This is a genomic window from Hydrogenophaga sp. RWCD_12 (assembly GCF_046604225.1).
Classification (GTDB): Bacteria; Pseudomonadota; Gammaproteobacteria; order Burkholderiales; family Burkholderiaceae_C; genus Hydrogenophaga.
Genome location: NZ_JBKIXC010000002.1, coordinates 39,878 through 61,979, shown reverse-complemented (window position 1 = coordinate 61,979; position 22,102 = coordinate 39,878). Strand labels below are relative to the sequence as shown.

29 protein-coding genes are annotated in these 22,102 nt (G+C 66.0%); 14 read left to right on the top strand and 15 right to left on the bottom strand.

The features are described from left to right. The first annotated feature begins 75 nt into the window (after nt 1-75). Nucleotides 76-1,182 carry a tRNA preQ1(34) S-adenosylmethionine ribosyltransferase-isomerase QueA gene (gene queA, locus ACLIJ1_RS07335; protein WP_411364858.1) on the top strand — a complete coding sequence of 369 codons (1,107 nt, stop codon included), beginning with the start codon at nt 76-78 and terminating at the stop codon, nt 1,180-1,182. A 3-nt stretch (nt 1,183-1,185) separates the two neighbouring features. Here the strand turns inward: queA and ACLIJ1_RS07330 are convergent, their stop codons facing one another. Genes ACLIJ1_RS07330 through ACLIJ1_RS07320 form a run of 3 tightly spaced genes read right to left on the bottom strand, consistent with a single transcriptional unit; the run spans nt 1,186 to nt 3,307 of the window. Beyond that, nucleotides 1,186-1,500, bottom strand: a complete 315-nt coding sequence (locus ACLIJ1_RS07330; protein WP_411364857.1) for a non-heme iron oxygenase ferredoxin subunit — start codon at nt 1,498-1,500, stop codon at nt 1,186-1,188. Nucleotides 1,501-1,514: 14 nt separating this feature from the next. Continuing rightward, nucleotides 1,515-2,006: an aromatic-ring-hydroxylating dioxygenase subunit beta gene (locus ACLIJ1_RS07325; protein ID WP_411364856.1), complete on the bottom strand. Its 492-nt coding sequence runs from the start codon at nt 2,004-2,006 to the stop codon at nt 1,515-1,517. Next, nucleotides 2,003-3,307, bottom strand: coding sequence for an aromatic ring-hydroxylating dioxygenase subunit alpha (locus tag ACLIJ1_RS07320; RefSeq protein WP_411364855.1), 1,305 nt, complete (start codon nt 3,305-3,307; stop codon nt 2,003-2,005). The genes ACLIJ1_RS07325 and ACLIJ1_RS07320 overlap by 4 nt, the downstream gene beginning before the upstream one ends. Nucleotides 3,308-3,411: 104 nt before the next feature. Between ACLIJ1_RS07320 and ACLIJ1_RS07315 the strand changes: the two genes are divergently transcribed. From ACLIJ1_RS07315 to ACLIJ1_RS07290, 6 genes are all read left to right on the top strand, one after another. Next, the gene (locus ACLIJ1_RS07315; RefSeq protein WP_411364854.1) at nt 3,412-4,320 is read left to right on the top strand and encodes a LysR family transcriptional regulator; all 909 of its coding nucleotides are present in this window, start codon (nt 3,412-3,414) and stop codon (nt 4,318-4,320) included. 190 nt (nt 4,321-4,510) lie between these two features. Next, nucleotides 4,511-4,657 (top strand): hypothetical protein, encoded by a 147-nt coding sequence (locus ACLIJ1_RS07310; RefSeq protein WP_411364853.1) that lies wholly within the window; start codon nt 4,511-4,513, stop codon nt 4,655-4,657. A gap of 48 nt (nt 4,658-4,705) precedes the next feature. Further along, a complete protein-coding gene (locus tag ACLIJ1_RS07305; RefSeq protein ID WP_411364852.1) occupies nt 4,706-5,977 on the top strand; it encodes a PQQ-dependent sugar dehydrogenase in 1,272 nt (423 codons plus the stop codon). Between the two features lie 145 nt (nt 5,978-6,122). Further along, on the top strand, nt 6,123-6,503 hold the full coding sequence (locus ACLIJ1_RS07300; RefSeq protein ID WP_411364851.1) for a c-type cytochrome: 381 nt from the start codon (nt 6,123-6,125) through the stop codon (nt 6,501-6,503). Nucleotides 6,504-6,646: 143 nt separating this feature from the next. Next, complete coding sequence (tgt, locus tag ACLIJ1_RS07295; RefSeq protein ID WP_411364850.1) at nt 6,647-7,813, top strand: tRNA guanosine(34) transglycosylase Tgt; 1,167 nt, start codon at nt 6,647-6,649, stop codon at nt 7,811-7,813. A gap of 5 nt (nt 7,814-7,818) precedes the next feature. Further along, complete coding sequence (locus tag ACLIJ1_RS07290) at nt 7,819-8,625, top strand: YiiX/YebB-like N1pC/P60 family cysteine hydrolase (RefSeq protein WP_411364849.1); 807 nt, start codon at nt 7,819-7,821, stop codon at nt 8,623-8,625. Nucleotides 8,626-8,654: 29 nt separating this feature from the next. Here ACLIJ1_RS07290 and ACLIJ1_RS07285 read toward each other — a convergent pair whose 3' ends face one another. Continuing rightward, nucleotides 8,655-9,122 carry a hypothetical protein gene (locus tag ACLIJ1_RS07285; RefSeq protein ID WP_411364848.1) on the bottom strand — a complete coding sequence of 156 codons (468 nt, stop codon included), beginning with the start codon at nt 9,120-9,122 and terminating at the stop codon, nt 8,655-8,657. A gap of 144 nt (nt 9,123-9,266) precedes the next feature. Here ACLIJ1_RS07285 and ACLIJ1_RS07280 point away from each other — a divergent pair, with 144 nt between their 5' ends. The 3 genes from ACLIJ1_RS07280 to yiaA are packed head-to-tail and all read left to right on the top strand — an operon-like array spanning nt 9,267 to nt 11,457. Then, a complete protein-coding gene (locus tag ACLIJ1_RS07280) occupies nt 9,267-9,788 on the top strand; it encodes a hypothetical protein (RefSeq protein ID WP_411364847.1) in 522 nt (173 codons plus the stop codon). Continuing rightward, entirely contained in the window at nt 9,785-10,978 is a 1,194-nt protein-coding gene (locus tag ACLIJ1_RS07275) for an MFS transporter (RefSeq protein WP_411364846.1), read from the top strand. The genes ACLIJ1_RS07280 and ACLIJ1_RS07275 overlap by 4 nt, the downstream gene beginning before the upstream one ends. A 35-nt stretch (nt 10,979-11,013) precedes the next feature. Continuing rightward, nucleotides 11,014-11,457 (top strand): inner membrane protein YiaA, encoded by a 444-nt coding sequence (gene yiaA / locus ACLIJ1_RS07270; RefSeq protein WP_411364845.1) that lies wholly within the window; start codon nt 11,014-11,016, stop codon nt 11,455-11,457. 21 nt (nt 11,458-11,478) lie between these two features. On the opposite strand, the gene ACLIJ1_RS07265 is transcribed toward yiaA, so the two are convergent. The 4 genes from ACLIJ1_RS07265 to ACLIJ1_RS07250 form a co-directional block, all read right to left on the bottom strand. Then, complete coding sequence (locus ACLIJ1_RS07265; protein ID WP_411364844.1) at nt 11,479-12,549, bottom strand: serine endopeptidase; 1,071 nt, start codon at nt 12,547-12,549, stop codon at nt 11,479-11,481. Between the two features lie 131 nt (nt 12,550-12,680). Beyond that, a complete protein-coding gene (locus ACLIJ1_RS07260) occupies nt 12,681-13,148 on the bottom strand; it encodes a CYTH domain-containing protein (protein ID WP_411364843.1) in 468 nt (155 codons plus the stop codon). 133 nt (nt 13,149-13,281) lie between these two features. Then, nucleotides 13,282-13,656, bottom strand: a complete 375-nt coding sequence (locus ACLIJ1_RS07255) for a DUF5329 family protein (RefSeq protein WP_411364842.1) — start codon at nt 13,654-13,656, stop codon at nt 13,282-13,284. Between the two features lie 6 nt (nt 13,657-13,662). Then, nucleotides 13,663-14,115 carry a DUF302 domain-containing protein gene (locus tag ACLIJ1_RS07250; RefSeq protein WP_411364841.1) on the bottom strand — a complete coding sequence of 151 codons (453 nt, stop codon included), beginning with the start codon at nt 14,113-14,115 and terminating at the stop codon, nt 13,663-13,665. A gap of 139 nt (nt 14,116-14,254) precedes the next feature. Here ACLIJ1_RS07250 and ACLIJ1_RS07245 point away from each other — a divergent pair, with 139 nt between their 5' ends. Then, nucleotides 14,255-14,671 carry a VOC family protein gene (locus tag ACLIJ1_RS07245; protein ID WP_411364840.1) on the top strand — a complete coding sequence of 139 codons (417 nt, stop codon included), beginning with the start codon at nt 14,255-14,257 and terminating at the stop codon, nt 14,669-14,671. Here the strand turns inward: ACLIJ1_RS07245 and ACLIJ1_RS07240 are convergent. The 7 genes from ACLIJ1_RS07240 to ACLIJ1_RS07210 form a co-directional block, all read right to left on the bottom strand. Then, nucleotides 14,662-15,150, bottom strand: coding sequence for a GFA family protein (locus ACLIJ1_RS07240; protein ID WP_411364839.1), 489 nt, complete (start codon nt 15,148-15,150; stop codon nt 14,662-14,664). The genes ACLIJ1_RS07245 and ACLIJ1_RS07240 overlap by 10 nt on opposite strands. A gap of 99 nt (nt 15,151-15,249) precedes the next feature. After that, complete coding sequence (locus ACLIJ1_RS07235; protein WP_411364838.1) at nt 15,250-15,618, bottom strand: VOC family protein; 369 nt, start codon at nt 15,616-15,618, stop codon at nt 15,250-15,252. A 122-nt stretch (nt 15,619-15,740) separates the two neighbouring features. Next, on the bottom strand, nt 15,741-16,055 hold the full coding sequence (locus ACLIJ1_RS07230) for a putative quinol monooxygenase (protein WP_411364837.1): 315 nt from the start codon (nt 16,053-16,055) through the stop codon (nt 15,741-15,743). Nucleotides 16,056-16,089: 34 nt separating this feature from the next. Beyond that, nucleotides 16,090-16,425 carry a DUF6855 family protein gene (locus tag ACLIJ1_RS07225; RefSeq protein WP_411364836.1) on the bottom strand — a complete coding sequence of 112 codons (336 nt, stop codon included), beginning with the start codon at nt 16,423-16,425 and terminating at the stop codon, nt 16,090-16,092. Then, nucleotides 16,400-16,984, bottom strand: coding sequence for a DUF6882 domain-containing protein (locus tag ACLIJ1_RS07220; RefSeq protein ID WP_411364835.1), 585 nt, complete (start codon nt 16,982-16,984; stop codon nt 16,400-16,402). Before ACLIJ1_RS07220 ends, ACLIJ1_RS07225 begins: the two co-directional genes overlap by 26 nt. A gap of 36 nt (nt 16,985-17,020) precedes the next feature. Then, nucleotides 17,021-17,362 carry a hypothetical protein gene (locus tag ACLIJ1_RS07215; RefSeq protein ID WP_411364834.1) on the bottom strand — a complete coding sequence of 114 codons (342 nt, stop codon included), beginning with the start codon at nt 17,360-17,362 and terminating at the stop codon, nt 17,021-17,023. A gap of 126 nt (nt 17,363-17,488) precedes the next feature. After that, complete coding sequence (locus ACLIJ1_RS07210; RefSeq protein WP_411364833.1) at nt 17,489-17,998, bottom strand: CPBP family intramembrane glutamic endopeptidase; 510 nt, start codon at nt 17,996-17,998, stop codon at nt 17,489-17,491. Between ACLIJ1_RS07210 and ACLIJ1_RS07205 the strand changes: the two genes are divergently transcribed. The 3 genes from ACLIJ1_RS07205 to priA all read left to right on the top strand — a co-directional run bounded on the left by ACLIJ1_RS07205 (nt 17,997) and on the right by priA (nt 22,082). Continuing rightward, complete coding sequence (locus ACLIJ1_RS07205) at nt 17,997-18,194, top strand: hypothetical protein (protein WP_411364832.1); 198 nt, start codon at nt 17,997-17,999, stop codon at nt 18,192-18,194. The genes ACLIJ1_RS07210 and ACLIJ1_RS07205 overlap by 2 nt on opposite strands. Before the next feature lie 287 nt (nt 18,195-18,481). Further along, nucleotides 18,482-19,579: a uroporphyrinogen decarboxylase gene (gene hemE, locus ACLIJ1_RS07200; protein WP_411364831.1), complete on the top strand. Its 1,098-nt coding sequence runs from the start codon at nt 18,482-18,484 to the stop codon at nt 19,577-19,579. Between the two features lie 391 nt (nt 19,580-19,970). Continuing rightward, on the top strand, nt 19,971-22,082 hold the full coding sequence (gene priA / locus ACLIJ1_RS07195; RefSeq protein ID WP_411364830.1) for a primosomal protein N': 2,112 nt from the start codon (nt 19,971-19,973) through the stop codon (nt 22,080-22,082). Nucleotides 22,083-22,102 lie beyond the last annotated feature (20 nt).

Here is a 22,102-nt window from a genome sequence, read left to right as displayed (position 1 = left end):
GAGAATTCTGCCTGTATTTTTATCCACCCCTCCCTGTTTCCACTTGGAACGGGCCTTGTCCGGCCCTCAAGCAGCATGCCCGAATCCAGCCCTGCCCCGACCCGCGTCTTCACCGTCGCCGACTTCGATTTCCAGCTTCCCGAATCCCTGATCGCTCAGCACCCCGCCGCCGAACGCAGCGCCTCGCGCCTGCTCGACGGCACCGGGCCACAGCCAATTGACCGCATCTTCCGCGCGCTGCCCGGCCTGCTGCGCAGCGGCGACCTGCTGGTGTTCAACGACACGCAGGTGGTCAAGGCACGTCTGTTTGGCGAGAAGGCCAGCGGTGGCAAGTTCGAGATCCTGATCGAGCGCGTGCTGCTGCCGCACGAGGCGCTGGATGGTTCGGGGCAGGAAGTCGTGGCCCACATCCGCGTGAGCAAGAAACCCCAGCCGGGTGGCCTGCTCCACTTGGCCGGCGGGTTGAATGGCGGCGGTTTTGACGCGGTGTTCCTGGGCCGCTGGCCCGACGAGCGGGGACAACTTTTCCGCCTGCGCCTCGAAGGCCCGGCGGGCGAAACACCCTACGAATTGATGGCGGGCCACGGCCACGTGCCGCTGCCGCCCTACATCACGCACGGGGACGACGCCGACGACGAGCGCCGCTACCAGACCGTGTTCGCGCGCGTCCCCGGCGCAGTGGCCGCACCCACCGCAGCGCTGCATTTCGACGAAGGCGTGTTGTCCGCGCTGGACGCGCACGGCGTGCGCCGCGCGAACGTCACCTTGCACGTGGGCGCCGGCACCTTCGCGCCGATGAAGACCGAGCGCATCGAAGAACACGTGATGCACCACGAGCGCTACGCGATCCCACCCGAGACGCTGCAGGCCATCGCCGACTGCCGCGCGCGCGGCGGCCGCGTCGTGGCAGTCGGTACGACCACGGTGCGCACGCTGGAGAGCTGGGCGCGCAGCGGCGAGGTGCAGGGCGACACCAACATCTTCATCACGCCAGGTTTCGAGTTCCGTGTGGTCGATGTGCTGGTCACCAACTTCCACCTGCCCAAGAGCACGCTGATGATGCTGGTCAGCGCGTTCGCCGGGTACGAGCGCGTGATGGCGCTGTACCGCCACGCGGTGGCGCAGGGCTACCGTTTCTTCAGCTACGGCGACGCGATGCTGCTGGAGCGCAGCTCCAGCTGACGTTCAGGCGCCGAGATCCAGCAAGACGCGACCAGCCTCGATCTTCACCGGCCAGGTCTTGATGGCCTCGGTGCAGGGTGCGAAGGTTGGTGCACCGCTGCGCAGGTCGAAGCGCCCCTGGTGGAACGGGCATTCGATCTCGTGGCCTTCCACGAAGCCGTCGCACAGCTTGGCGTTGCCATGGGTGCAGAGGTTGTCGGTGGCGAACACCTCGCCGTCGACGGAGAACAGCGCGATGTCGCGCCCGCCCGGTGCCACCGGAATGCCCGCCCCTTCGAACAGATCGGCCTCGGCGGCCACGTCGGTCCAGTTGCTCATGAGTGCTGTCCTGTTCAGATGGGGTAGATGATGGAGTTGGGAATCATCTCGCTGTCGTAGATGCAGTGACGCTGCGAGAACTTGAACCCTTCGGGCGTGCTTACCACGATGTCCAGATAGCGACCCACGTTGAACACGCTGCTCGCGCCGTCGAGCTTGGTGCGGAACACCGCGTAGTTGGCTTCGCAGTGCCAGCGACCTTGCGCATCGACCTCGCGCACGACCGGCGCGCCCACCACATGCCGCTGGTAGTACGGGTCGTGGAACAGCGTCTCCTGGATGCCGTAGACGCGGTCGCGCAGCATGGCCTGGCTGTCGAAGGCCAGCGTCGACAGCGGAAAGCCCCGCTCATGGTTCTCGCGCGGCTGCAGCTTGTAGACGCCGTCGGTGGTGAAGAAGTTGGGCCAGAGTTCCCACTGGCCGCTGTCGACCGCCGACGCGTAATCGCTGTAGAGCGCCTGCAGCGCCTGCCAGGTCTCGAAGTCCACTTTGACGAGCGCGCTCATGCGGCACCCCCTGCGTTCTCCCGAGGGGCTTCCATGACTTTCCGCCAGTATTCATACATGCCGCGGATCAGGGTCTCCGTCACCATGTGATCCGTCTCGCCCACCTCGCGCCCGCCCAGCTCCGCCAGCGCGCGGTGCTGCGGTTTGCTTTCAAAGGCCTGCTGCGAGAACTCGATCACCTCGCCGTCGTCGGCGCTCACGAAGCCGGCTGGGCCGAACAGGTTGGCCTGGCGCAGGCGGCGCTCGGTCATCTCTGGCGTGTCGTCCTCGAAGCCGAAATGCGTCCACACAAAGTCGAAGGCGCCGTGACCGTCGGGCTGGATGTGGCGCGTGCTCACGCTGTTGACCTGCTGCTGGAAGATGACGCTGGGGAACAGCGTGGTCATCACGGCGGTGGGCATCTGCTCGCCCAGCTGCCACCAGGGCTCGGGAACGATGTCCAGAAAGCGTTTGTCTTCCAGTTCCATCGCGGCCTTGAAGCTGGACACCTGCGTCACCTGCGCCGCCTGGCCGCTGGCCTGGCCCATGCTGCCGCGGGTGGACACCATGGCCGCGTGGCGGTGGTGGGCGTCCATGCGCAGCTCGCTCTTGTTGTCCGCGCGCCAGAGACCGAAGGTGACGAACCAGGTGTGAAGCAGGCCCGGGTGGTACGGGTCCTTGATGTTCTCCTGCATCAGCTTCCAGTTGCCCGGAATGCGCTGGCGGTTGTAGCCCAGGATGGTCAGCTTGCGGCCGTTGAACAGGCGGTCGAAGTACTGCAGGATCGTCGGCCCCATGTAGTCCTCCAGCGACTCGACCTCGTGGTCGAAGGACGCGAACACCACGCCGCCGCGCACCGCCACCTTGAGCTTGGTGAGCGCATGGTCCTTGGGATTGAAGTCGGCCGGCATGCCGCCGTTGACCTTTCCGTCCTGCCGCACGCCGCGCCGGAACGGCACGCCCTGCAGGTCGCCGTTGGGGGCGTAGCTCCACTGGTGATAGGGGCAGACGAACTCGGTCTGGTTGCCATGGCGCTTGCGGCAGAAACGCATGCCGCGGTGCGCGCAGACGTTCTCGACCACGTGGATCTGGCCGTCGGAGGCGCGGGTCATGATGACCGAGCGCTCGCCGACCACGGTGCGTTTGAAGTCGCCGGGGTTGGGGATCTCGGCCTCCAGGCCCACGTAACACCAGTGGCCCTGGTAGAAGAAGCGGTCAAGTTCGCGCTGGTGGCGCTGTTCGTCGGTGTAGACGGCGAAGGGAATGCGGCTGGTGCCGCCTCCTTCCCACTGCAGGGTGTCGGGCCCCGTGGCTGGGTTCATGCGTTGTCTCCTGTTCTTGTGAACCCGGATCATGGGGAGCGCAATCCCATCCGGCAAGTGAATTCCAGTGATACGCTTTATTCACCGCATGAATGGGAAGCGCTGTGAAGCTCACCGACCTTGATCTCAATTTGCTGCTGGTGTTCGACCGCCTGGTGCAGGACGGCCGTGTGTCGCGCGTGGCCGACGCGCTGGGGCTGAGCCAGCCGGCGGTGAGCAACGCGTTGCGCCGCCTGCGCGATGCATTGGGCGACGAGCTGTTCGTGCGCACTCCCACGGGCATGGCGCCCACGCCGTATGCGCAGCAGCTGGCCGGACCGGTGGCGCAGGCACTGCAGGCCCTGCAGGGCGCGCTGAACGTGCGCGCCGCGTTCGATCCTGCCCGCAGCGAGCGCTGTTTCACGCTGGCCATGACCGACGTGGGCGAGATCTACTTCCTGCCGGTGCTGATGGACGCGCTGGCCCGGCAGGCGCCGGGTGTGACGCTGCAGGCCGTCACCGTGGCCGACGCCGCCCTGGGCGAGGACATGGCGGCTGGCAGGGTGGACATCGCCCTCGGATCGCTGCCCAAGCTGCAGGCGGGCTTTTTCCAGCAGGCGCTGTTTCGCCAGCACTACGTGGCCCTGATGCGCGCCGGCCACCCGCTGGCGGCACGCACGCAGATCACGGCCGCACAGTACCGGCAAGCCGCCCATGTGCGCGTGGTCTCGGCCGGCACCGCGCACGGTCAGGTCGACGATGCATTGCACAAACTCGGCATGGTGCGCACGGTGCAGTTGACGGTGCCCCACTACGTCGCACTGGGCCATGTGCTGGGCAGCGCCGACCTGGTGGCGACCGTGCCGCAGCGCCTGGCCGAGCGCCTGGCTGGCCCGCACCAGTTGGTCGCGCGTCCGCTGTCGCTGCGCCTGCCGACCAGCACCATCGCCCAGCTGTGGCACGCCCACCTGCATCGCGACCCCGGCCACCAGTGGTTGCGCGGGCTGATTGCGCAGTGTTTCGGCGCTCCGTAGCGTTCGTGCAACTGTCAGCGCTGGCAACAGTCGCGTCATCGCGTGTTTGTTCTGGCACTAAAGCGCTACAGATTCGGTGAAATTTGTGACGTTTGAGCACCTGAGACCTAAGAGCCACCCAAATGCAATGGACCGAGCAGGCACAATAGCGGCCACCTGTCACCACCGCCGAGAGTTCTCTGTGATCGAAATGCTGTTCCGCCTGGGATTTGCCCTGCTGCTGTCTGTGGGCCTGGCCCTGCTGCTGGCCTGGGGATGGTCCAGTTCGGACGAGCGGACGGCCGTGGTGACGGACGCTCCGCAGCCCTCCGCAGCGACGCCAGCGCCGCTGCGCTGATCCGGCGCCGGCGACTTCGCCGGCCCAAAGTCGGACCACAATGGCGCCATGCGCGCCCCGCTTTTCTGGAAAGCCCGCGCCCTCGGTCTGGGGGCGCTGCTGTCTTTCTTCGTCCCTGCCGCGTTCGCCGAAGAAAGCTCCCGTTACGCCACCCAGGGGCTGTGCGCCGGTTACCCGCGTGTCGCATTGACCGTGGCCAAGGGTTGGTGCGTCGGCCTGGTGGCCGATGCGCGCGACGGTCTGCAGATGCCGCGGCGCCTGCTCGAAATTGCCCCGGGACGCTTCTGGATCACCGACATGGGCAACTGGGAGCCCAAGCGCGGCCGCCTGCTGGAGCTGAATACCGCCGGCCAGGCCGGCGACGCTGGCCGGATCAAGGTGCTGGCCAGGGGCCTCGACCGTCCGCACGGCCTGGTGCAAGGCCCCGACGGCAAGGTCTATGTAGGCGAGGCCGGCACCATCTGGCGCACACCCACCGCTGCCCTGGCACGCGAGGACCTGCTTCGCGACCTGCCAGCCGACGGCGCCCACCCGCTCAAGGAGCTCGCGTTCGGCCGCAAGGGGAATTTCTATCTCAACCTGGGTTCGGCCAGCGATGCCTGCCGCAACGAGCGGCAGGAACAGCCACTGCCCTGCCCGGAAACCGAGGGCGACCGACCCCGGGCGGCAGTCTATGAAGCGACGCTGCAGGGCACTGAACAGAAGATCCAGCACCTGCGTCCGTTCGCGACCGGCCTGCGCAATTCGCTGGGGCTGGCCGTGACGCTGGACGCCAGCGGCACCGAGCGGGTCTGGCAGGCTGAAAACTCGATCGATTACACCGACGCCAGCGCGCCCGCCGAAGAGCTGAACGAGTTGGCGCGCGGCGCGCGCTACGGCTGGCCGTATTGCGTGAGCGACGCGCGCGGCCGCAGTGTGTTGGCGCGCGGCTACGAAAACCGGGGCCGTTGCCAGCGCCCAGCCCAGCATCCGCCATTCCTGGCCCTGCCGGCCCATGTCGCGCCATTGCAGCTGCTGGCCGTCCCGCCTGCAGGAGAAGGACAGGCTGCGCGGCCCTGGAGCGGGCGCCTGCTGTCGGTCTGGCACGGCTACCGCACACAGGGCCACCGCGTCGTCGGCTGGCGCATCGGCCCCGACGGCCGCCCAACGGGCGCGGCAGAAAACATCGTGTCCGGCTGGCTGGGGATGCCCGGCCTGCGCCCGCAGGGCACACCGGCAGGCATCACGGTCGACCGGCAGGGGCGGCTGTGGATCGTCGAGGACCGCAACCGCAGCGTGCTGGTCGTCGCCCCCGAGACCCCGAAGAAAAGCGGCTCCTGAGCTCCGGTTGGCGCCATCTGTGGCGCACCGGCCACCGCCCGTCTCATGTTGAGACGGAGCGCCCGCCGCCTTGACAAGGATCAATTTGCGGCCCGGGACGGCTGATAGCCTGAGGACATTCCCCCAGAAACCCAAGGAGCCATCCATGAAACGCACCCTGATTTCCCTGTCGGCCGCCCTGCTGGCGCTGTCGGCCTGGGCCGGCCCTGCCGACGACGAAGCGGCCATCAAGCTGGCGACCGGCGCCGGCTGCATGACCTGCCACCACATCGAACCCGGCGCCAAAGGCCCCAATGGCATGGCACCGATCGGCCCGGCCTGGCGCGATGTGTCGGCCAAGTACAAGGCACAAAAAGGCGCACAGCAGCAGCTGACCGCCACCGTGCTCGCCGGCTCCAGCCCGTACGAAAGCCACTGGAAGGACAAGGTCAGCGGTCTGGCCATGCCGCCGAACAAGGTGGCAATCACCGAAGCCGACGCGGCCAAGCTGGTGTCCTGGATCCTGGCCCTGGAAGCCAAGAAATAAAAAGCCGCCCCCACGCTCCGCCGCTGCGCGGGTCGCTGGCCCCTTGACCGGGGAGGGACCCGGTCAATACCGGGTCGTGGGGCCGACCCGCCTTGGGGCGGCCCGGCGGCAGGTCACCTGGAGCGCTCGGCGACAATCGCCGGATGCTCCAGTTCGACGTTCTCAAGACCGAGGGCCACGCTCGCCGTGGCCGCCTCACCCTCAACCACGGCGTGGTTGAGACCCCCATCTTCATGCCCGTGGGCACCTACGGCACCGTCAAGGGTGTCACGCCCGCGAGCCTGGAAGACATGGGCGCCCAGATCATTCTGGGCAATACCTTCCACCTCTGGATGCGTCCCGGCCAGGACGTCATGAAGAGCTTCGGCGGCCTGCACGGCTTCGAGAAGTGGAACAAGCCCATCCTCACCGACTCGGGTGGCTTCCAGGTCTGGTCGCTGGGCGCGATGCGCAAGATCACCGAAGAAGGCGTGACGTTCGCGTCGCCCGTCAACGGCGACAAGCTGTTCATGTCGCCCGAGGTGAGCATGCAGATCCAGACCGGTCTGAACAGCGACATCGTGATGCAGCTGGACGAGTGCACGCCGTACGAGACCAACGACCACCTGACCACCGAGGCCGAAGCGCGCAAAAGCATGGAGATGAGCCGCCGCTGGGCGCTGCGCTCCAAAGAAGAATTCGCGCGGCTGGAGAACCCCAACGCGCTGTTCGGCATCGTGCAGGGCGGCATGTTCGAGCCCCTGCGCCAGGAGTCGCTGGAAGCGCTGGTCGAGATGGACTTCCCCGGCTACGCCATTGGCGGCGTGAGTGTGGGCGAACCCAAGGAACAGATGCTGCAGATCATGGCGCACACGCCGCACCGGCTGCCGGCCCACAAGCCGCGCTACCTGATGGGTGTGGGCACGCCCGAGGACCTGGTGCAGGGCGTGGCCGACGGCGTGGACATGTTCGACTGCGTCATGCCCACGCGCAACGCGCGCAACGGCACGCTGTTCACCCGCTACGGTGACCTGAAGATCCGCAACGCCCGCCACAAGACCGATCACCAGCCGCTGGACGCGACCTGCACCTGCTACGCCTGCGCCGGCAAGGCCGGCGTGCCATGGGCCGACGGCGGGCGCGACGGTTTCTCGCGCGCATACCTGCACCACCTGGACCGCTGCGGCGAGATGCTGGGGCCGATGCTGTCGACCGTGCACAACCTGCACTACTACCTGAACCTGATGCGGGAAGTGCGCGCCGCGCTGGACGCGGGCCGCTTCGAGGCCTTCCGCCAGCAGTTCAAGGCCGACCGCGCGCACGGGGTCTGACACCCATGCACTCCCGGCTCGTGACCTTGCTGTGCCGGCTCGCCGGCGCCGCCCTCCTCCTGCTTGCCACCGGCTGCGCTACCCAGGTGGATTTCGCGCCCGAGCCCGGCCAGCCGGCCCTGCGCGTGCAGCAGCGCCTGCTGCTCACGCCCGCCAACGGTGGCGTGCAGATCACGCCACAGGACCTGCGCCCCGGCGACATCGTGCTCAGCTCGACCAACGGCATCGTCTCGATGGGCGTTCGACTGATCACGCTCGCGCCCGTCAGCCACGCCGCGCTCTATCTGGGCGACGGCACCTTTGTTGAAGCGGTGGGTTCCGGCGTGCGCACGCGCAGCACGCAGGAGTTCATGGACGACGAGACCACCATCGTGGCATTCCGGCACCCGGGCATGGGCGAGGCGCAGGTGACGGCACTGAACGCATTCACGCGCATGCACGTGGGCAAGAAGTACAACACCGCCGGCATCGTGCTGCAGGCACCGTTCAGCATCGGACGGCAGTACTGCGAGCTGCCGCTGATTCCCGGCCTGGTGCGGGACTTTTGCATCCGCGGTCTCGCCGCGATCCAGCTGGGCGCGGTCAAGAACGACCGCTTCTTCTGTTCGCAGTTCGTGCTCGAAGCCTACCGCCACGCCCAATTGCCGCTGACCTCCGCCGACCCGCGCCTCATCAGCCCGGCCGACCTGCTGCACATGCGCGAAGGCGATGTGCCATCGGTGCGCACAGAACAGGCACTGCAGTACGTCGGCCACCTCAAGGCACCAGCCCTGCCGACAGCCACCGAAGTGACCGTCGGACAGGCCGAGTAGCGCCCCGCCCAGCGGCGGAGCGTGGGGGCTCAATTCCCCACGTGCATGCTGAACAGCGCGCCGCTGGACAGGCGGCAGGTGCCTGAGCCCATGGTCGCCGAGTTCATCGTGTAGGCGCAGGTGATGTACCCGCCCCGGTTGCCGGCACCGTTGGCCAGGCCTTCTCGGCTGGAGCCTGCCTTGCGTGTTGCCTCTCCGCTGAACGATTCGCCGCCGATGACGGTATTGAACGTTCCACGTCCCTGCAGGTCGTTGGTGACACTGGCGTGCACGACGCCGAATCCGCTGGCCAGATCGTTGGCCGGGTAGAGCCGCGCGGTGAACACCAGTGGTGCTGCGGGCGCCGGCATCGCCACCGGTGTCTGCGCCGGCACAGCCTGCCCGGTGCGCGGATCGATCGGCACCACATAACAAGCTGCCAGCGCAGCGACCACCGCGGCCATGCTGGCCACCGCCAGCGGTCGGCGTGCAGAACGAACCACATTCAAGACATCCATACAGATCCTCAAGGCCCAAGCACATGCTTGTGCGCGCATGGTCATCGGTCCATGTCAAGAAACCACCATCCGAAAGCAAAGGCTTGTAAAGCGGTGCCGGCGGCATTGCCCGGAGATACCGCGGGCTTGCCCTACAGTGCAGCCATGCACTCACCGCCTCCACGCCGCCCCCGGCCCGTCTGGCTGCGCGCCCTGCTCTGGCCGTTCCAGTGGCTGCTGGCGCTGCTGATCCTGTTCGAGGAGTGGGGCTGGGAACCGCTGCAGCGTCTGCTGGCGCGCATCGGGCGCTGGCCTGGCTTCCGATGGATCGAAGGACTGGTGACTTCGCTGCCGCCCTACGCGGCGCTGGCCCTGTTTGCGCTGCCTGCCCTCCTGCTGCTGCCGGTCAAGCTGGCGGCGCTGTGGCTGATCGGCCAGGGCCAGGCGGTGCTCGGTCTGCTGATCATCCTGACCGCCAAGGTGGTGGGCACCGCACTGGTGGCGCGCCTCTTCACACTGACGCAGCCGGCCCTCATGCGCCTGGCCTGGTTCGCGCGCCTGTGGGCACGCTGGTCGGTCTGGAAGGAAGCCTTGCTGGCACAGGTGCGCGCCTCCTGGCCGTGGCGGGCGGGGCGGGTGCTCAAGCGCCAGCAGCAGCACCGCTGGGCGCGGTGGACCCGGTCATGAACCAGCCCGCCGTGCCCCGCCACGTGCTGCCCGTGCTGGTGATGGCACAGTTCGCCGGCACCTCGCTCTGGTTCGCGGTCAACGCGGTCATGCCCGACCTGCAGCGCGAGTTCGGCTGGCCGGCCACCGCAGTCGGCACCCTGACCTCGGCCCTCCAGTTCGGCTTCATCCTCGGCACGCTGGTTTTCGCGCTGCTGGCCATTGCCGACCGGTTCGCGCCGCGCCGCGTGTTCCTGTTCTGCGCATTGGCCGGGGCGGGCTGCACCGTGGGCGCCTGGGCAATGGTGGCGCACTACGAAGCGCTGCTGGTCTGGCGCTTTCTCACCGGCGTGTGCCTGGCCGGTATCTATCCGGTGGGCATGAAGATCGCCTCGCAGTGGTATTCGCGCGGGCTGGGCCCGGCGCTGGGTCTGCTGATCGGCGCACTCGTGCTGGGCTCGGCCAGTGCACACGCACTGCGTGCCATCGGCGACACCCTGCCCTGGCCATCGCTGATGCTGGGCGTGGCCGCGCTGGCAGCTGGTGGCGGCGTATTGCTGTTTGCCCTGCTGCCCGAGCCGCCCGGTGCCGTGGCCCGTGTGAGCACGCTGCAGTGGCGCGCGCTGGCGACCATCGGCACCGACGCGCGCGTGCGCAGCTCGGTGCTCGGCTACTTCGGTCACATGTGGGAGCTGTACACGTTGTGGGTGCTGATGCCGCTGATCCTGGCGACGCGGCTGCAGGGCACCAGCCTGTCGTGGGCCGCCTTCGTGGTGCTGGGCGTCGGCGCCATCGGCTGCGTCGCTGGCGGCTGGCTGGCGCCGCGGTTTGGCAGTGCACGTGTGGCGGCCGCACAGCTGGGCACCAGCGGCCTGTGCTGCCTGCTGGCGCCGCTGCTCATGCACGCACCCGATATCGCCTTCTACGCCTGGCTGCTGGTGTGGGGCATCACCGTCTCGGGCGACTCGCCGCAGTTCTCGACCCTGACCGCGCGCAACGCGCCACCACAGGCGGTCGGCAGCGTGCTCACGCTCACCAACAGCGCGGGGTTTGCGCTGTCGATCCTGAGCATCCTGCTGTTCGTCTCGCTGTCGCAGTCCGTGCCTCTTGGCTGGCTGCTGACCGGACTGGCCCCGGGGCCGGCGCTCGGGGTCTGGGCGATCTGGCGGCTCGTGCGCGAAGAGCGGCGGGCGGCGACGGGCATCCGGTAAAGTCCTTCCCCGAACAACCACCCTGGAGGATCCCCATGCCCGCACCCGCCTACGTCGCCCAACGCCCCACCGGCGCTTTCATCGGAGCCTCCTGGGCTGCCTTGCTGGTTGGTGCCGTGGTGTACCTGATGGGTCTGTGGAACGCCCAGATGCAGCTCAACGAAAAGGGCTACTACTTCACGCTGCTGATGTACGGCCTGTTCTCCGCCGTGTCCCTGCAGAAGTCGGTGCGTGACCGCATCGAGGGCATCCCGGTCACCGGCATCTACTACGGCCTGTGCTGGGTGTCGCTGGGCATCTCCGTGGCGCTGCTGACGGTGGGCCTGTGGAACGCCACGCTGGCCGCCAGCGAAAAGGGCTTCTACGCCATGGCCTTCCTGCTGTCGCTGTTCGGCGCTGTCGCGGTGCAAAAGAACATCCGCGACGTGGCGCAGTTCAACCGGGCGCACCCGGACGCCGACGCCGCAGTGGCCGAGTAAGTCGCGCCTGGCCGCCGACCGTCAGGTGGTTGCGGCCGTGCCTGCCTCTTGCGCCGGTTCCTTCGCCGACGCGCCACACGAGAAGCAGTAGCGCGCAAACGCGTTCTTGCGCGTGCTGCAGTGGCCGCAGCGGTCGAACAGACAGAGCCCGCAGTGCGGACAGAAGTCGGTCTTGCCGTCCTTCATGTCCACCGTGCGCTCGCAGCCCGGGCAGATGTTCTTGCCCATGCGCGCCTGCGCCAGGTCGTAGTCCATCTCGCGCTGGCGCGTCTGGGCCGGCTGCGCTTCGGCCGCCTTCTGGCGCTCCAGGTAGCGTTGCAGCGCCTGGATCGCGTAGCGGCCGCCGATCACGGTGAGCACGATGCCAACGATGTAGCGCACATAGCCGCCATAGCTGGGCAGGTAGGGCACCAGCTCGACGAAGAACGCAAACAGCGCGAAGAAGATGAAGCCCCAGACGAAGGGCCACGACGAACTCTTGCGGTACTTGCGGAACAGCCAACCCGCCACGGCCAGCAAGGGCAGCGTGAGCGCCAGCCGGTAGCCGAAGACACGCAGCTCCTGGGCATGCTGCGCCTGCTCGAACGTGTCGCTGGCCGCATTGCGCAGGGTCTGCAGTTCGGCCTGCGCGCGCTGCTCTTCCTGCTTCGCATCCAGCGCGATCTGCTGCTGTTTCTCCACCGAAGCAAGCGCATCACGCTCCAGCTTGCGCAGACCGTCGAGCTCGCGGGTGCGCTGCAGCACTTCCTGGTCCTGCTCGGAGCGCTGCGTGACGCTGCGTGTCGCCAGCCAGTTGTCGAAGGTTTCGCGGGCCGCGCGGTTGTCGGCGCGGGCCGCCTGCAGCTTCAGCTGCGCCTGCTCCAGCGCGGCCTGCGCCTCTTCCGAGACGCGCTGGGCGGACTTGATCGACTCCTTGAGCGCGGGCGTGCGCTGCGGGTCCATGAAGTCCTCCAGCGACTGCGACTGCTCTACCCGGGGCAAGTCGCCGACGATGGTGCTGCCCAGACCGGTCAGAAACCAGGCAAACAGGAACGCCACCAGCCACAGGCCCCGGTGGAACCACTTCTCCGACAGTCGCAAGCTCTTGCTCATTCGCTCTTCCTCCAGTGCTTTGATCGGTGATTGTGTCGCGCACGACGGAGCCATGTTCAGGGCACCGGTGCAAAGCACCGCGGCCATGCACTGTCCGGGCCGACATTTGCCACTGCCGGTATCGGATACGGCTACCGGCTAGGCCATTGGCAATAAGGGTGCGTCGCGAGGCTCGAGTTGAAATAGCGGCTGTCGGCGGTGACTTCGTCCGCCACCCAGGGTGGCAGTGCGACCGACTGGTCTTCGCTCGACAGCTCGACCTCGGCCACCACCAGTCCCGCGTTGTCGCCGAAAAACTCGTCGACCTCCCATACCAGTCCCGCATGATCCACGCGGTGGCGGATCTTGTCGATCAGCGGACCGTCGCACAGGGCCAGCAGCGCCTCTGCATCGGCCAGCGGAATCGGGTATTCGAACTCCGCCCGCGTAGCGCCGAACGTCATGCCCTTGATGGTGAGAAAAGCCTGCTCCCCCGCCATGCGCACGCGGACCGTCCGCTGCTTGTCGCGGTTGAGGTAGCCCTGCACGATGCGCTGACCTTTGGCGGTCCGCCAGTCGGCGCCTGTGACCAGGAACTTGCGTTCGATTTCAACGGCCATGGTTCACTTCCCTCCGCCAGGCACGAGCGAGATCGCCGTCCCGACCCCTTCCAGCCCTTGCTGGGCAGCCAACCCGGTAATGGCGCCATGCGTCATGGCGCGACGGATGTTGGTCAGCCATTTGGGAGCACCACTACTTCCCGCGGCGAACCGACTTGAGCTGCTCCAGCAACCAGACCTTGCTCTCCACGGCCACCGCATCCCCGCAACGGACCTGGTAGGCCTTGCCGCTGGAACTGCTGGTGGACGCTCCCAGCGTGATGAAGTCTTCCGTGGTCTTGACCAGGTCCTTGTCTTCCAGGTATTCCAGCTTTCTCATCAGGTGACTCTGTGCTTCGGCACCGGTGTACCAGGACCCGTTGCGGTTGAACTGGCACCCGGGCACTTGCAGCTTCTTGAAGACCGCGTCGATCTCGGCCCGCACAGCTGGCGGGGCAGGCGCGGCCATGGCCGGATTCAGCAGAAGCAAAGTGATCGCGACGAACGCGAGTTGGCGGCGAATGAACATGGGTGCTCACTGCGCCACAGCGGACTCGGCGATGCCAGCCAGCGCCTTGCGAAGATTCTCGACCGCCGGACACTGCGCGGCGGCGTGGCGCTGGGCCAGGAATGCCGGGTCGTTGTAGCCCAGCCAGGCCTGGCCGGAAGCGTCTTCCCAGACCAGCGCCTTGAGCGGCAGGTCGATGCCAACGGTCTGCTCGCACTCCATGAACGGCGTACCGCCTTGCGGGCTGCCGAAGATGAGCACCTCGGTCGGCCGCAGCGACTTGCCGATCTTGGCCGCGCCGGCGGCATGGTCGATGCGCGCAAACACGTTGAGACCCTTTTGCTTGACCACCTCTTCGAGGCGGGACATGGTGTCTTTGGCGTTCCGGGGACTCTTGACAGCGATCAGCCCCTCGGCGGACGACGCACCGAATGCCAACAGACCGAGAGACAGGGCGACGAAGAAAGAACGAAGGCGCATGTGAACTCCCTTTGAAAGCTGAAACAACGCTGCATGGTATCGGTGACCGCTGTCGAATCCGGCAATGTTGGATCGTCGTACAGCAGAAACTCCTGCCAATGGAGATTCTGATCCGACCCTGCACCCACGCCAACTCCCCATGACCAAAACGATCTACATCAGCCTGCCGGTCAGCAACCTCGACACCTCGATCGTCTTTTACAAGGCGCTGGGATTCGAGGACAAACCACAGTTCAGCAGCGTCGACACTGCCTGCATGCGCTGGAGCGACGCCATCTGCGTGATGCTGCTCAGCCACGCCAAGTGGCGCACGCTCACGCAGCGGCCGTTTCCGCCCGCGGGGACGAGTGCGTCGATGCTTTCACTGGCCCTGGAGAGCCGCGAGGCGGTCGACGCGATGAATGTGGCCGCTGCCGCGCACGGCGGCCAGGCCGACGCGAACCCGCCCGAGGACCACGGCTTCATGTACTCCCGGGACATTGCCGACCCCGACGGCCATCTGTGGGGCACCTTCTGGATGGACCCGACGGCGATGCCAGCGGCGGATCAAGGCTGAAGTCGCAGCGCCGCACGGCGGGCCAGGCTCTCCTCGGGCCAGATCGCATCCCGGTCGTAGTACTCCTCGAACGCCGGAACATCTGGGTCCAGCAGTACCCATGGCTGTTTGGACGCCGTGAAGATGTGGACATCCGGTGGCAACAGGTCCGGCTGATCGAGCGAGCCCACGCGGACGAACTTCACGACCGGACCAGCGCCCGCATAGTGGCTCCAGACCGCGACCTTGCAGACAGGACATCGGGCGATCTTCTGCCCGAGGCCGCTGTTGGACGGGGTATGCACCAGGTCTGGGTCCATGCCGAGGCTCACCACCCGGTCGGCCTCGATCATTGCATTGAGTGCAAACGCTGAGCCCGACTCCCGCTGGCACCAGCGGCAGTGACAGCAATGCACGAAGAGCGGAGCTGAAGTCATGCGGTAGCGGACGGCCTTGCAGTCGCAGCCACCTTCGACGGGAAACAGAGCAGAAGAATTCATGGCGAGTCTGTGCTAGTCTTCGAAGCTTTCGCGCGGTCTTACGTTCGAGTCGGCGCCTCGCGTTGGATCTGGGTTTGGCGGCTCCTGGCGGTGGACAGTTCAATCGGTGTTCTGGCCGATACGCCACAGAACGCCCGACGGGTCAGCGAGGCAGAAGTCTTTCATTCTCCAGGGCTGCGCCTCGATGCCGGTGCACGCGACGCCGTACTTCGACTCGACACCACTGGCCTGGACATGGTTCCACCAGGCTTCGACGTCCTCTACGAGGATGTGCATCATGAAGTTCTCGGCCAGCCCCTCGGCGCAGAAGTCCTGGAGCAGGAAGCTCACATGCCCGAAATGAAAGTAAGCGACGCCGCCCCCTTCGGATGCCTGGGTGAAGCCCAGATCTTTGTAGAACTGCTTGGAGACCTCGAAGTCCATCGACGGAACGAAAGCCTTGATTTCAGTGACGCGGAGGTTCGGCATGGCGGCTCTCGAGAGGCTCAACGAATGAAAGGGGCTTCACTGTCCCGGATGATCTGCGCATCTGCAGGGTACGGCATCCAGTCAACACGACGGGAAGTGCGACCGCTCATCGGGGCGACGGACTAGGCCGCCCTCTTGCCGCTGGGCGCGATTTGGCTCGCCTCATACAAGGCCATGGTGGCAGGCGCGGAGGCCAATTCGGCCAATTCTTTGGCGAACGAGCGAGATGCCGGAACGGCGAAGTGCGCTTGAAGCGACTGCATGGAATCCCAACGCTCCACGAACACCAAGCGACCGGCATTCTCGGCGTTTTGGCTGACGCCATGCTCGATACAGCCCGGTTCTTCACGCGAGCGAAGGACGTGTTCCTGGCTGAGAGTGAGCGCTTCTTGAAGCTTGCCTTCTTGAACCTGGACACTTCCGAGCACAACGATCATGGGTATCCCCTTGGTTTACGTGGAGGGTTAGAAGTCACCGCGCTCGCATGCGATTGCCTTTCGGGTTGTGCTCCAGCTCGCACAGGCCAAGCGCCTCCATGAGCGGCGGCACATACACACCGAACCGCCCGCGCAGACCCTTCTTCAAGCTGTACCAGCCACCAACTGGATTTGTGCTCGCGCGGCCCCAAGCCTCGACCGAGCCTTCCTTCGCGGGCTTCTGCCCATCGGCACCGCCCAGTTCGACCCAGTCTCCTGCCTTCTTGAGCATCGCGTGGAGATCTTCAATGCATCGAGCGTCGTAGTGCAGGACCGTGCTACCGACAGTGCAGACGATGATTGGCCTATCGTCCTTCTCGTCCATGTGCATCGTGTACTCCGACGTGCCGGGCGGTGTCTTCAACCTCCAAGGGTTGTCCTTCGTGCGATTCAATTGCGTTGCCATAGCGCTCCTTTCGGACGTGCTCGATGGAGGTAATCGCCAGGAACACGGCCAGCGGCCTAGACGAAGACGGCGCTCGGTATGCTCCCAGTGCATTGAGATGATGCACACACATTGCAGCTACCTCCCAAGCCATGTTTTCATCCTCGACTGACACGGGGTCGACTGACGAAAAGAGGTCCAGACCAGTGACGGTGGAAAGCTCCTTAAGGGGCTCCGACTTCTTGCGGAGTCCGGGAGGCACAGAGTCATTGGCCCAAGCCCATTTCCAAGTGTTGGAGTTTGCAGCGAAGCTCCCGATATTGATCACGGTCGCCTGCACCACCAACCGATCAGTTGAATCAAAGAACTGAAGTTTCTCAGAGATCTGATCCACATGCCATCGTGCATGAGCACCCAGGGCGAAGGTCTCTTGCAGGTAGTCTTGCTTCTTCTCAAGCTGATTGAAGCAATCGTCGACAAAATTTTGAAACTCATCATCAGACATGCTGCTCTCTCCGGGATTGGCAGGGGTGCAATGCGCTCATAAAGGAACAGCAAACCAGATGGCGGCTATGACGATCGTCAAGTAGATGCTGGCAGCAGCGGCCCCCAACGTGTTGCCCGAGGTGTCGTTGATCTCGAAGTGAAAGATGGCATTGAGCGTGTCACCAGCGATGTCTCCCGCCCGCTCGCGCAAGGTGAAGCCGAGTGCCGCAAAGGCAGCAGTGAGATAGGTGAGCCAATGTCGCAGAACAGGATCCATGCCCGGACCGTCGTAGTTGAGTGAGTGCGACAGGCCGTAAAGCCACCAGCACGCGACACTGACCAGAGCGCCGAACACGGCGCTGATGATTGCGAAGGTGATTCGGTTGCCAATTGCCATGATCTGGACCAGCCTTGAGACTAGGGTAGTGCTTGGCCCGCGAGTCGCATGCCCAACCTGGGAGCCTCGCTGGCCACTTGCAAGCTCTTGCGAGTCCACTCCAGCGAGGGGTTCGGGTTCACTGGCTCACAAGAAAGGAATGATGTCAGCGAGCACGTGCGCGAAGACCGCTGGAAACAACGCATTGGTCTTGACGTAGTACAGGCTGAGAACCAGGCCAAACGCAAGGATTGACACTGCACCCAGCGGGCCTTGATAGAGGTGGTAGAGCACGCGCACAAGCAGTGAAACGCCCAAGGCGACTGACAAGCCGTAGCCGCGCAGCCCCTTCAATAGGAACCCAAGCAGGAAGATTTCTTCGTAGGCGCCGTTGACCAGGGCAACGGCAACCACTGAAGAAAGAGAGACGGAAGCGCTAGATACGAGCGCATCGATGGGCTGCGACGGTTGACTCGCGATGAATGGTGCGATGGCGATCCAGCTCGCGATCAGGCTCGCGATATACAGGCCGATGCCCTTACCTAAGCCAGCAAGAGAAGGACTAGGGTACAGGCTTGAGAGGGAGTAGCCCCGCAGATAAAGCACGAGCAGCGCCAGGGCGCCGAAAACGACCTCCATTCCGATGAGGCCGAGCATGTTGCTATCGCTGAAAGAGCTGCTTTCGAATCCAGCCGCGACCGACTGGGTAGAAGACAGGATCGCCCAGCCAAAGCAGATGGCGGAAACAGATGCCGCTTCACCCGGCGTAGTGGTGGTTCGCGTACCCGTCAAAGTGAGCTCCAACGTTGATCAAAACCCGCATTACGGCAAACAACACCAATCGATGCCGTGAAAGACAGTCGCAGGATATCCGACAAGTCCAACGGGGTTCCTCCTCGGCCTGCCAGGCAGCCGGACCAAGCGCGCGAACGGGTTTTTCATCTGCACGACGGCCTGCAAACCGAGGAGGCTTGCGTCTTGTGGACAACAGCGTTTGTGTGCCAGGTGACTCGCATCAGCTCAGGGCCTTGCGGGTACGCCCAGCGGCCCGCCTGAACCCTGCGCCAGCGCAAACCGGCCCGCAAGGTCCGCGCGGGATAATCGCCGCTTCCTTTTGAAGCCCCGCACCGGACACCCCCCATGAGCTTTGCCCCCCTGCAGAACGACACTTTCCTGCGCGCCTGTCTGCGCCAGTCGACCGACCACACGCCGGTGTGGCTGATGCGGCAGGCCGGGCGCTACCTGCCCGAGTACTGCGCGACGCGCGCCAAGGCGGGCTCGTTCATGGGCCTGGCGACGAACGTGGACTACGCGACCGAAGTCACGCTGCAGCCGCTGGAGCGCTATGCGCTGGACGCGGCGATCCTGTTCAGCGACATCCTGACGGTGCCCGACGCGATGGGCCTGGGCCTGACGTTCCAGCAGGGCGAGGGTCCGAAGTTCGCGCGCAACATCCGCACCGAGGCCGATGTGGCCACGCTGGCCGTGCCGGACATGGAAAAGCTGCGCTATGTGTTCGACGCGGTGACCAGCATCCGCAAGGCGCTGAACGGCCGGGTGCCGCTGATCGGCTTTTCTGGCAGCCCCTGGACCCTGGCCTGCTACATGGTCGAGGGCGGTGGTTCGGACGACTACCGCGCGGTCAAGAGCCTGATGTACAGCCGCCGAGACCTGATGCACCGCATCCTGGCGATCAACGCCGACTCGGTCGCAACCTACCTGAACGCGCAGATCGACGCTGGCGCGCAGGCAGTGATGGTGTTCGACAGCTGGGGCGGTGTGCTGGCCGACGGCAAGTTCCAGGAGTTTTCGCTGGCCTACACGAAACGCGTGCTGGCGCAACTCAAGCGCACCGACAGTTCCGGCGCGACCATCCCGCGCATCGTCTTCACCAAGGGCGGCGGCCTGTGGCTGGACGACATGAAGGGCCTGGACTGCGAAGCACTGGGCCTGGACTGGACGGTGAACCTGGCGAAGGCGCGTGCGGCCGTGGGTGACAGCAAGGCGCTGCAGGGCAACATCGACCCGAATGTGCTGTTCGCGCCGCCGGAAGCGATCGACCGCGAAGTGGCGGCCGTGCTGGAGAGTTTCGGCACACCGCACCAGGGCACGGGCACCGGCCCGACGCACATCTTCAACCTCGGACACGGCATCAGCCAATACACGCCACCGGACCATGTCAAGGTCTTGGTGGACGCAGTGCACGCCCATTCGAAGCGCCTGCGGGCGAAGTCGTAAGACCACAATCGCGCTGGAAACCGCGCCCCGCCTAGCGGAGCGCCCCCGCGAGCCCCTGTCAAGGCTCCTGGCTCAAATTTTTCTGAAAAAAGGCGCTTGACAGGGTTTGGTTATACACAAAATTTTTGCTGCGGTGCGGAAGGTACTTTCTGTAACCATCCCCGCCTACCCTGTTTGGGTGAGTCTGTTAAGTTGTTGATTTTGTTGAGGTTTGTGGTTTGCCGTTTTAACGGGCATTTTAAGAAAGCCCTTGATTTACAAGGGATACGGCCCGGCAAAACGCAACTATCAACAAAGTTATCCACAGATTTTGAGGACAGCTGTGGAAGACATGACAAATCAATGACTTACCCGGTTTTCCGACACTTCAACTGAGGAAAAAGCGCCAAATATGCCTACTTGGTCCAGCGTGGTCGTGGCGACCCCGGCCCACAGCGGTCTGGGGCCGACGCTGAGCTACCGAAGTGAGCTGTCGCTCGCGCCGGGCACGCTGGTGCGGGTGCCGCTGGGCGCGCGCGAGGTGCTGGGTGTGGCCTGGGACGGCCCGGACGGACCACCGCCGGGCATGGACGCCTCACAGGGTAAACCCGTGCTCGGCGCGCTGGAGGGGCTGACGCCGCTCAATGCTGCATGGCGGCAACTGGTGACGTTCGCCGCGCGCTACTACCAGCGCAGCCTGGGCGAGGTGGCGCTGGCGGCGCTGCCGCCGCAGCTGCGCGAACTGGACGCCGCACAGCTGGCGCGGCGCCTCAAGCGCCAGGCCAAGGCCGCCGCGGCCCACCCGGCGCCGACCGGCACGCCGGTGGCCGTCCTGCCACCGAGCCCGGAGCAGGAGGCCGTGCTGCAGGCGTTGCCGGCGGCGACAGAACCGGTGCTGCTGTTCGGCGCGACCGGCAGCGGCAAGACCGAGGTCTACCTGCGCATGACCGAAGACGCGCTGGCGTCCGACCCGGCGGCGCAGGTGCTGGTCATGGTGCCCGAGATCAACCTGACGCCGCAGCTGGAGGCGCGCTTTCGCGAGCGCTTCGCGGCGCAATACGGCGACGGCGCCGTGGTGTCGATGCACAGCGGCATGACGCCGGCGCAGCGGCTGGGCAGCTGGCTGGCGGCGCACAGCGGCGCGGCGCGCATCGTGCTGGGCACGCGCATGGCGATCTTCGCCAGCCTGCCGGGCCTGCGCCTGATCGTGGTCGACGAGGAACACGACCCGAGCTACAAGAGCCAGGACGGCGCACGCTACTCGGCGCGCGACCTCGCCGTGTACCGCGCCAAGGTCGAGAGCGAGGCGCTGGCGGCGCGCGGTCAGCGCTGCCAGGTGATCCTGGGCTCGGCCACGCCGTCGCTGGAAAGCTGGCACGCGGCCGATCAGGGCCGCTACAAGCGGCTGGAGATGCCGGCGCGCATCGGCGGCGGTTCGTTGCCGAAGCTGCGGCTGGTCGACATGAACCACCAGCCCAAGGGCGCGAGCATTGCGCCACCGCTGCTGGCGGCGATGGAAGAGCGCATCGCGCGCGGCGAGCAGTGCCTGGTGCTGCTGAACCGGCGCGGTTATGCGCCGGTGCTCTCGTGCGACGCCTGCGCCTGGAAAAGCCAGTGCCCCAATTGCAGCGCCTTCCGTGTGTTCCACAAGCTCGACCGTACGCTGCGCTGCCACCACTGCGGCTTCACCTCGCGCGTGCCGCGCGCCTGCCCGGACTGCGGCAACCTGGACATCGCGCCGGTGGGCCGCGGCACCGAACAGATCGAGGAACAGCTCGCGGGGCTGCTCTCCAGCGTGAAGCGCCCCGACGGCCAGCCCGCCAAGGTCGCGCGCATGGACGCCGACACCACGCGGCTCAAGGGCAGTCTGGAGCAGCAACTGGCCGCGCTGCACAGCGGCGAGGTCGATGTGCTGGTCGGCACGCAGATGGTCGCCAAGGGCCACGACTTCCGGCGCATCACCCTGGTCGCGAGCATCAACGCCGACGCGGCCCTGTTCGCCAGCGACTACCGCGCGCCCGAGCGGCTGTTCGCGCTGCTGATGCAGGCAGCGGGCCGGGCCGGGCGCGACGCGGCGCAGGCGGGCGCGAGCGAGATGTGGGTGCAGACCTGGCACCCGGACCACGCGCTGTTCGCCTCGCTGCGCAAACACGACTTTCCGGGTTTTGCGGCGGCGCAGCTGGCCGACCGCGAGGCCGCCGGCATGCCACCGTTCGGCTTCCAGGCGCTGCTGCGCGCCGACGCGCGCACGCAGGAAGCCGCGCAGGCCTTCCTCAACGCTGCCGCCGAAGCCGCCGCCGCATTGCCGCATCGCGAGGAAGTGACGCTCTACCCGGCGGTGCCGCTGACGATCCAGCGCGTGGCGAACGTCGAGCGCGCTCAGCTGCTGGTCGAGGCCGCCTCGCGCGCCGCGTTGCAGCGTTTCCTCGCGGCCTGGCAGCCGCTGCTGCTGGATGGCCGCAGCATCCCGGGGGCGCGCGGCCTGATCCGGTTTGCGGTCGACATCGACCCGGTGTCGATCTAGCCACCGGGCCGCTCTGGCCA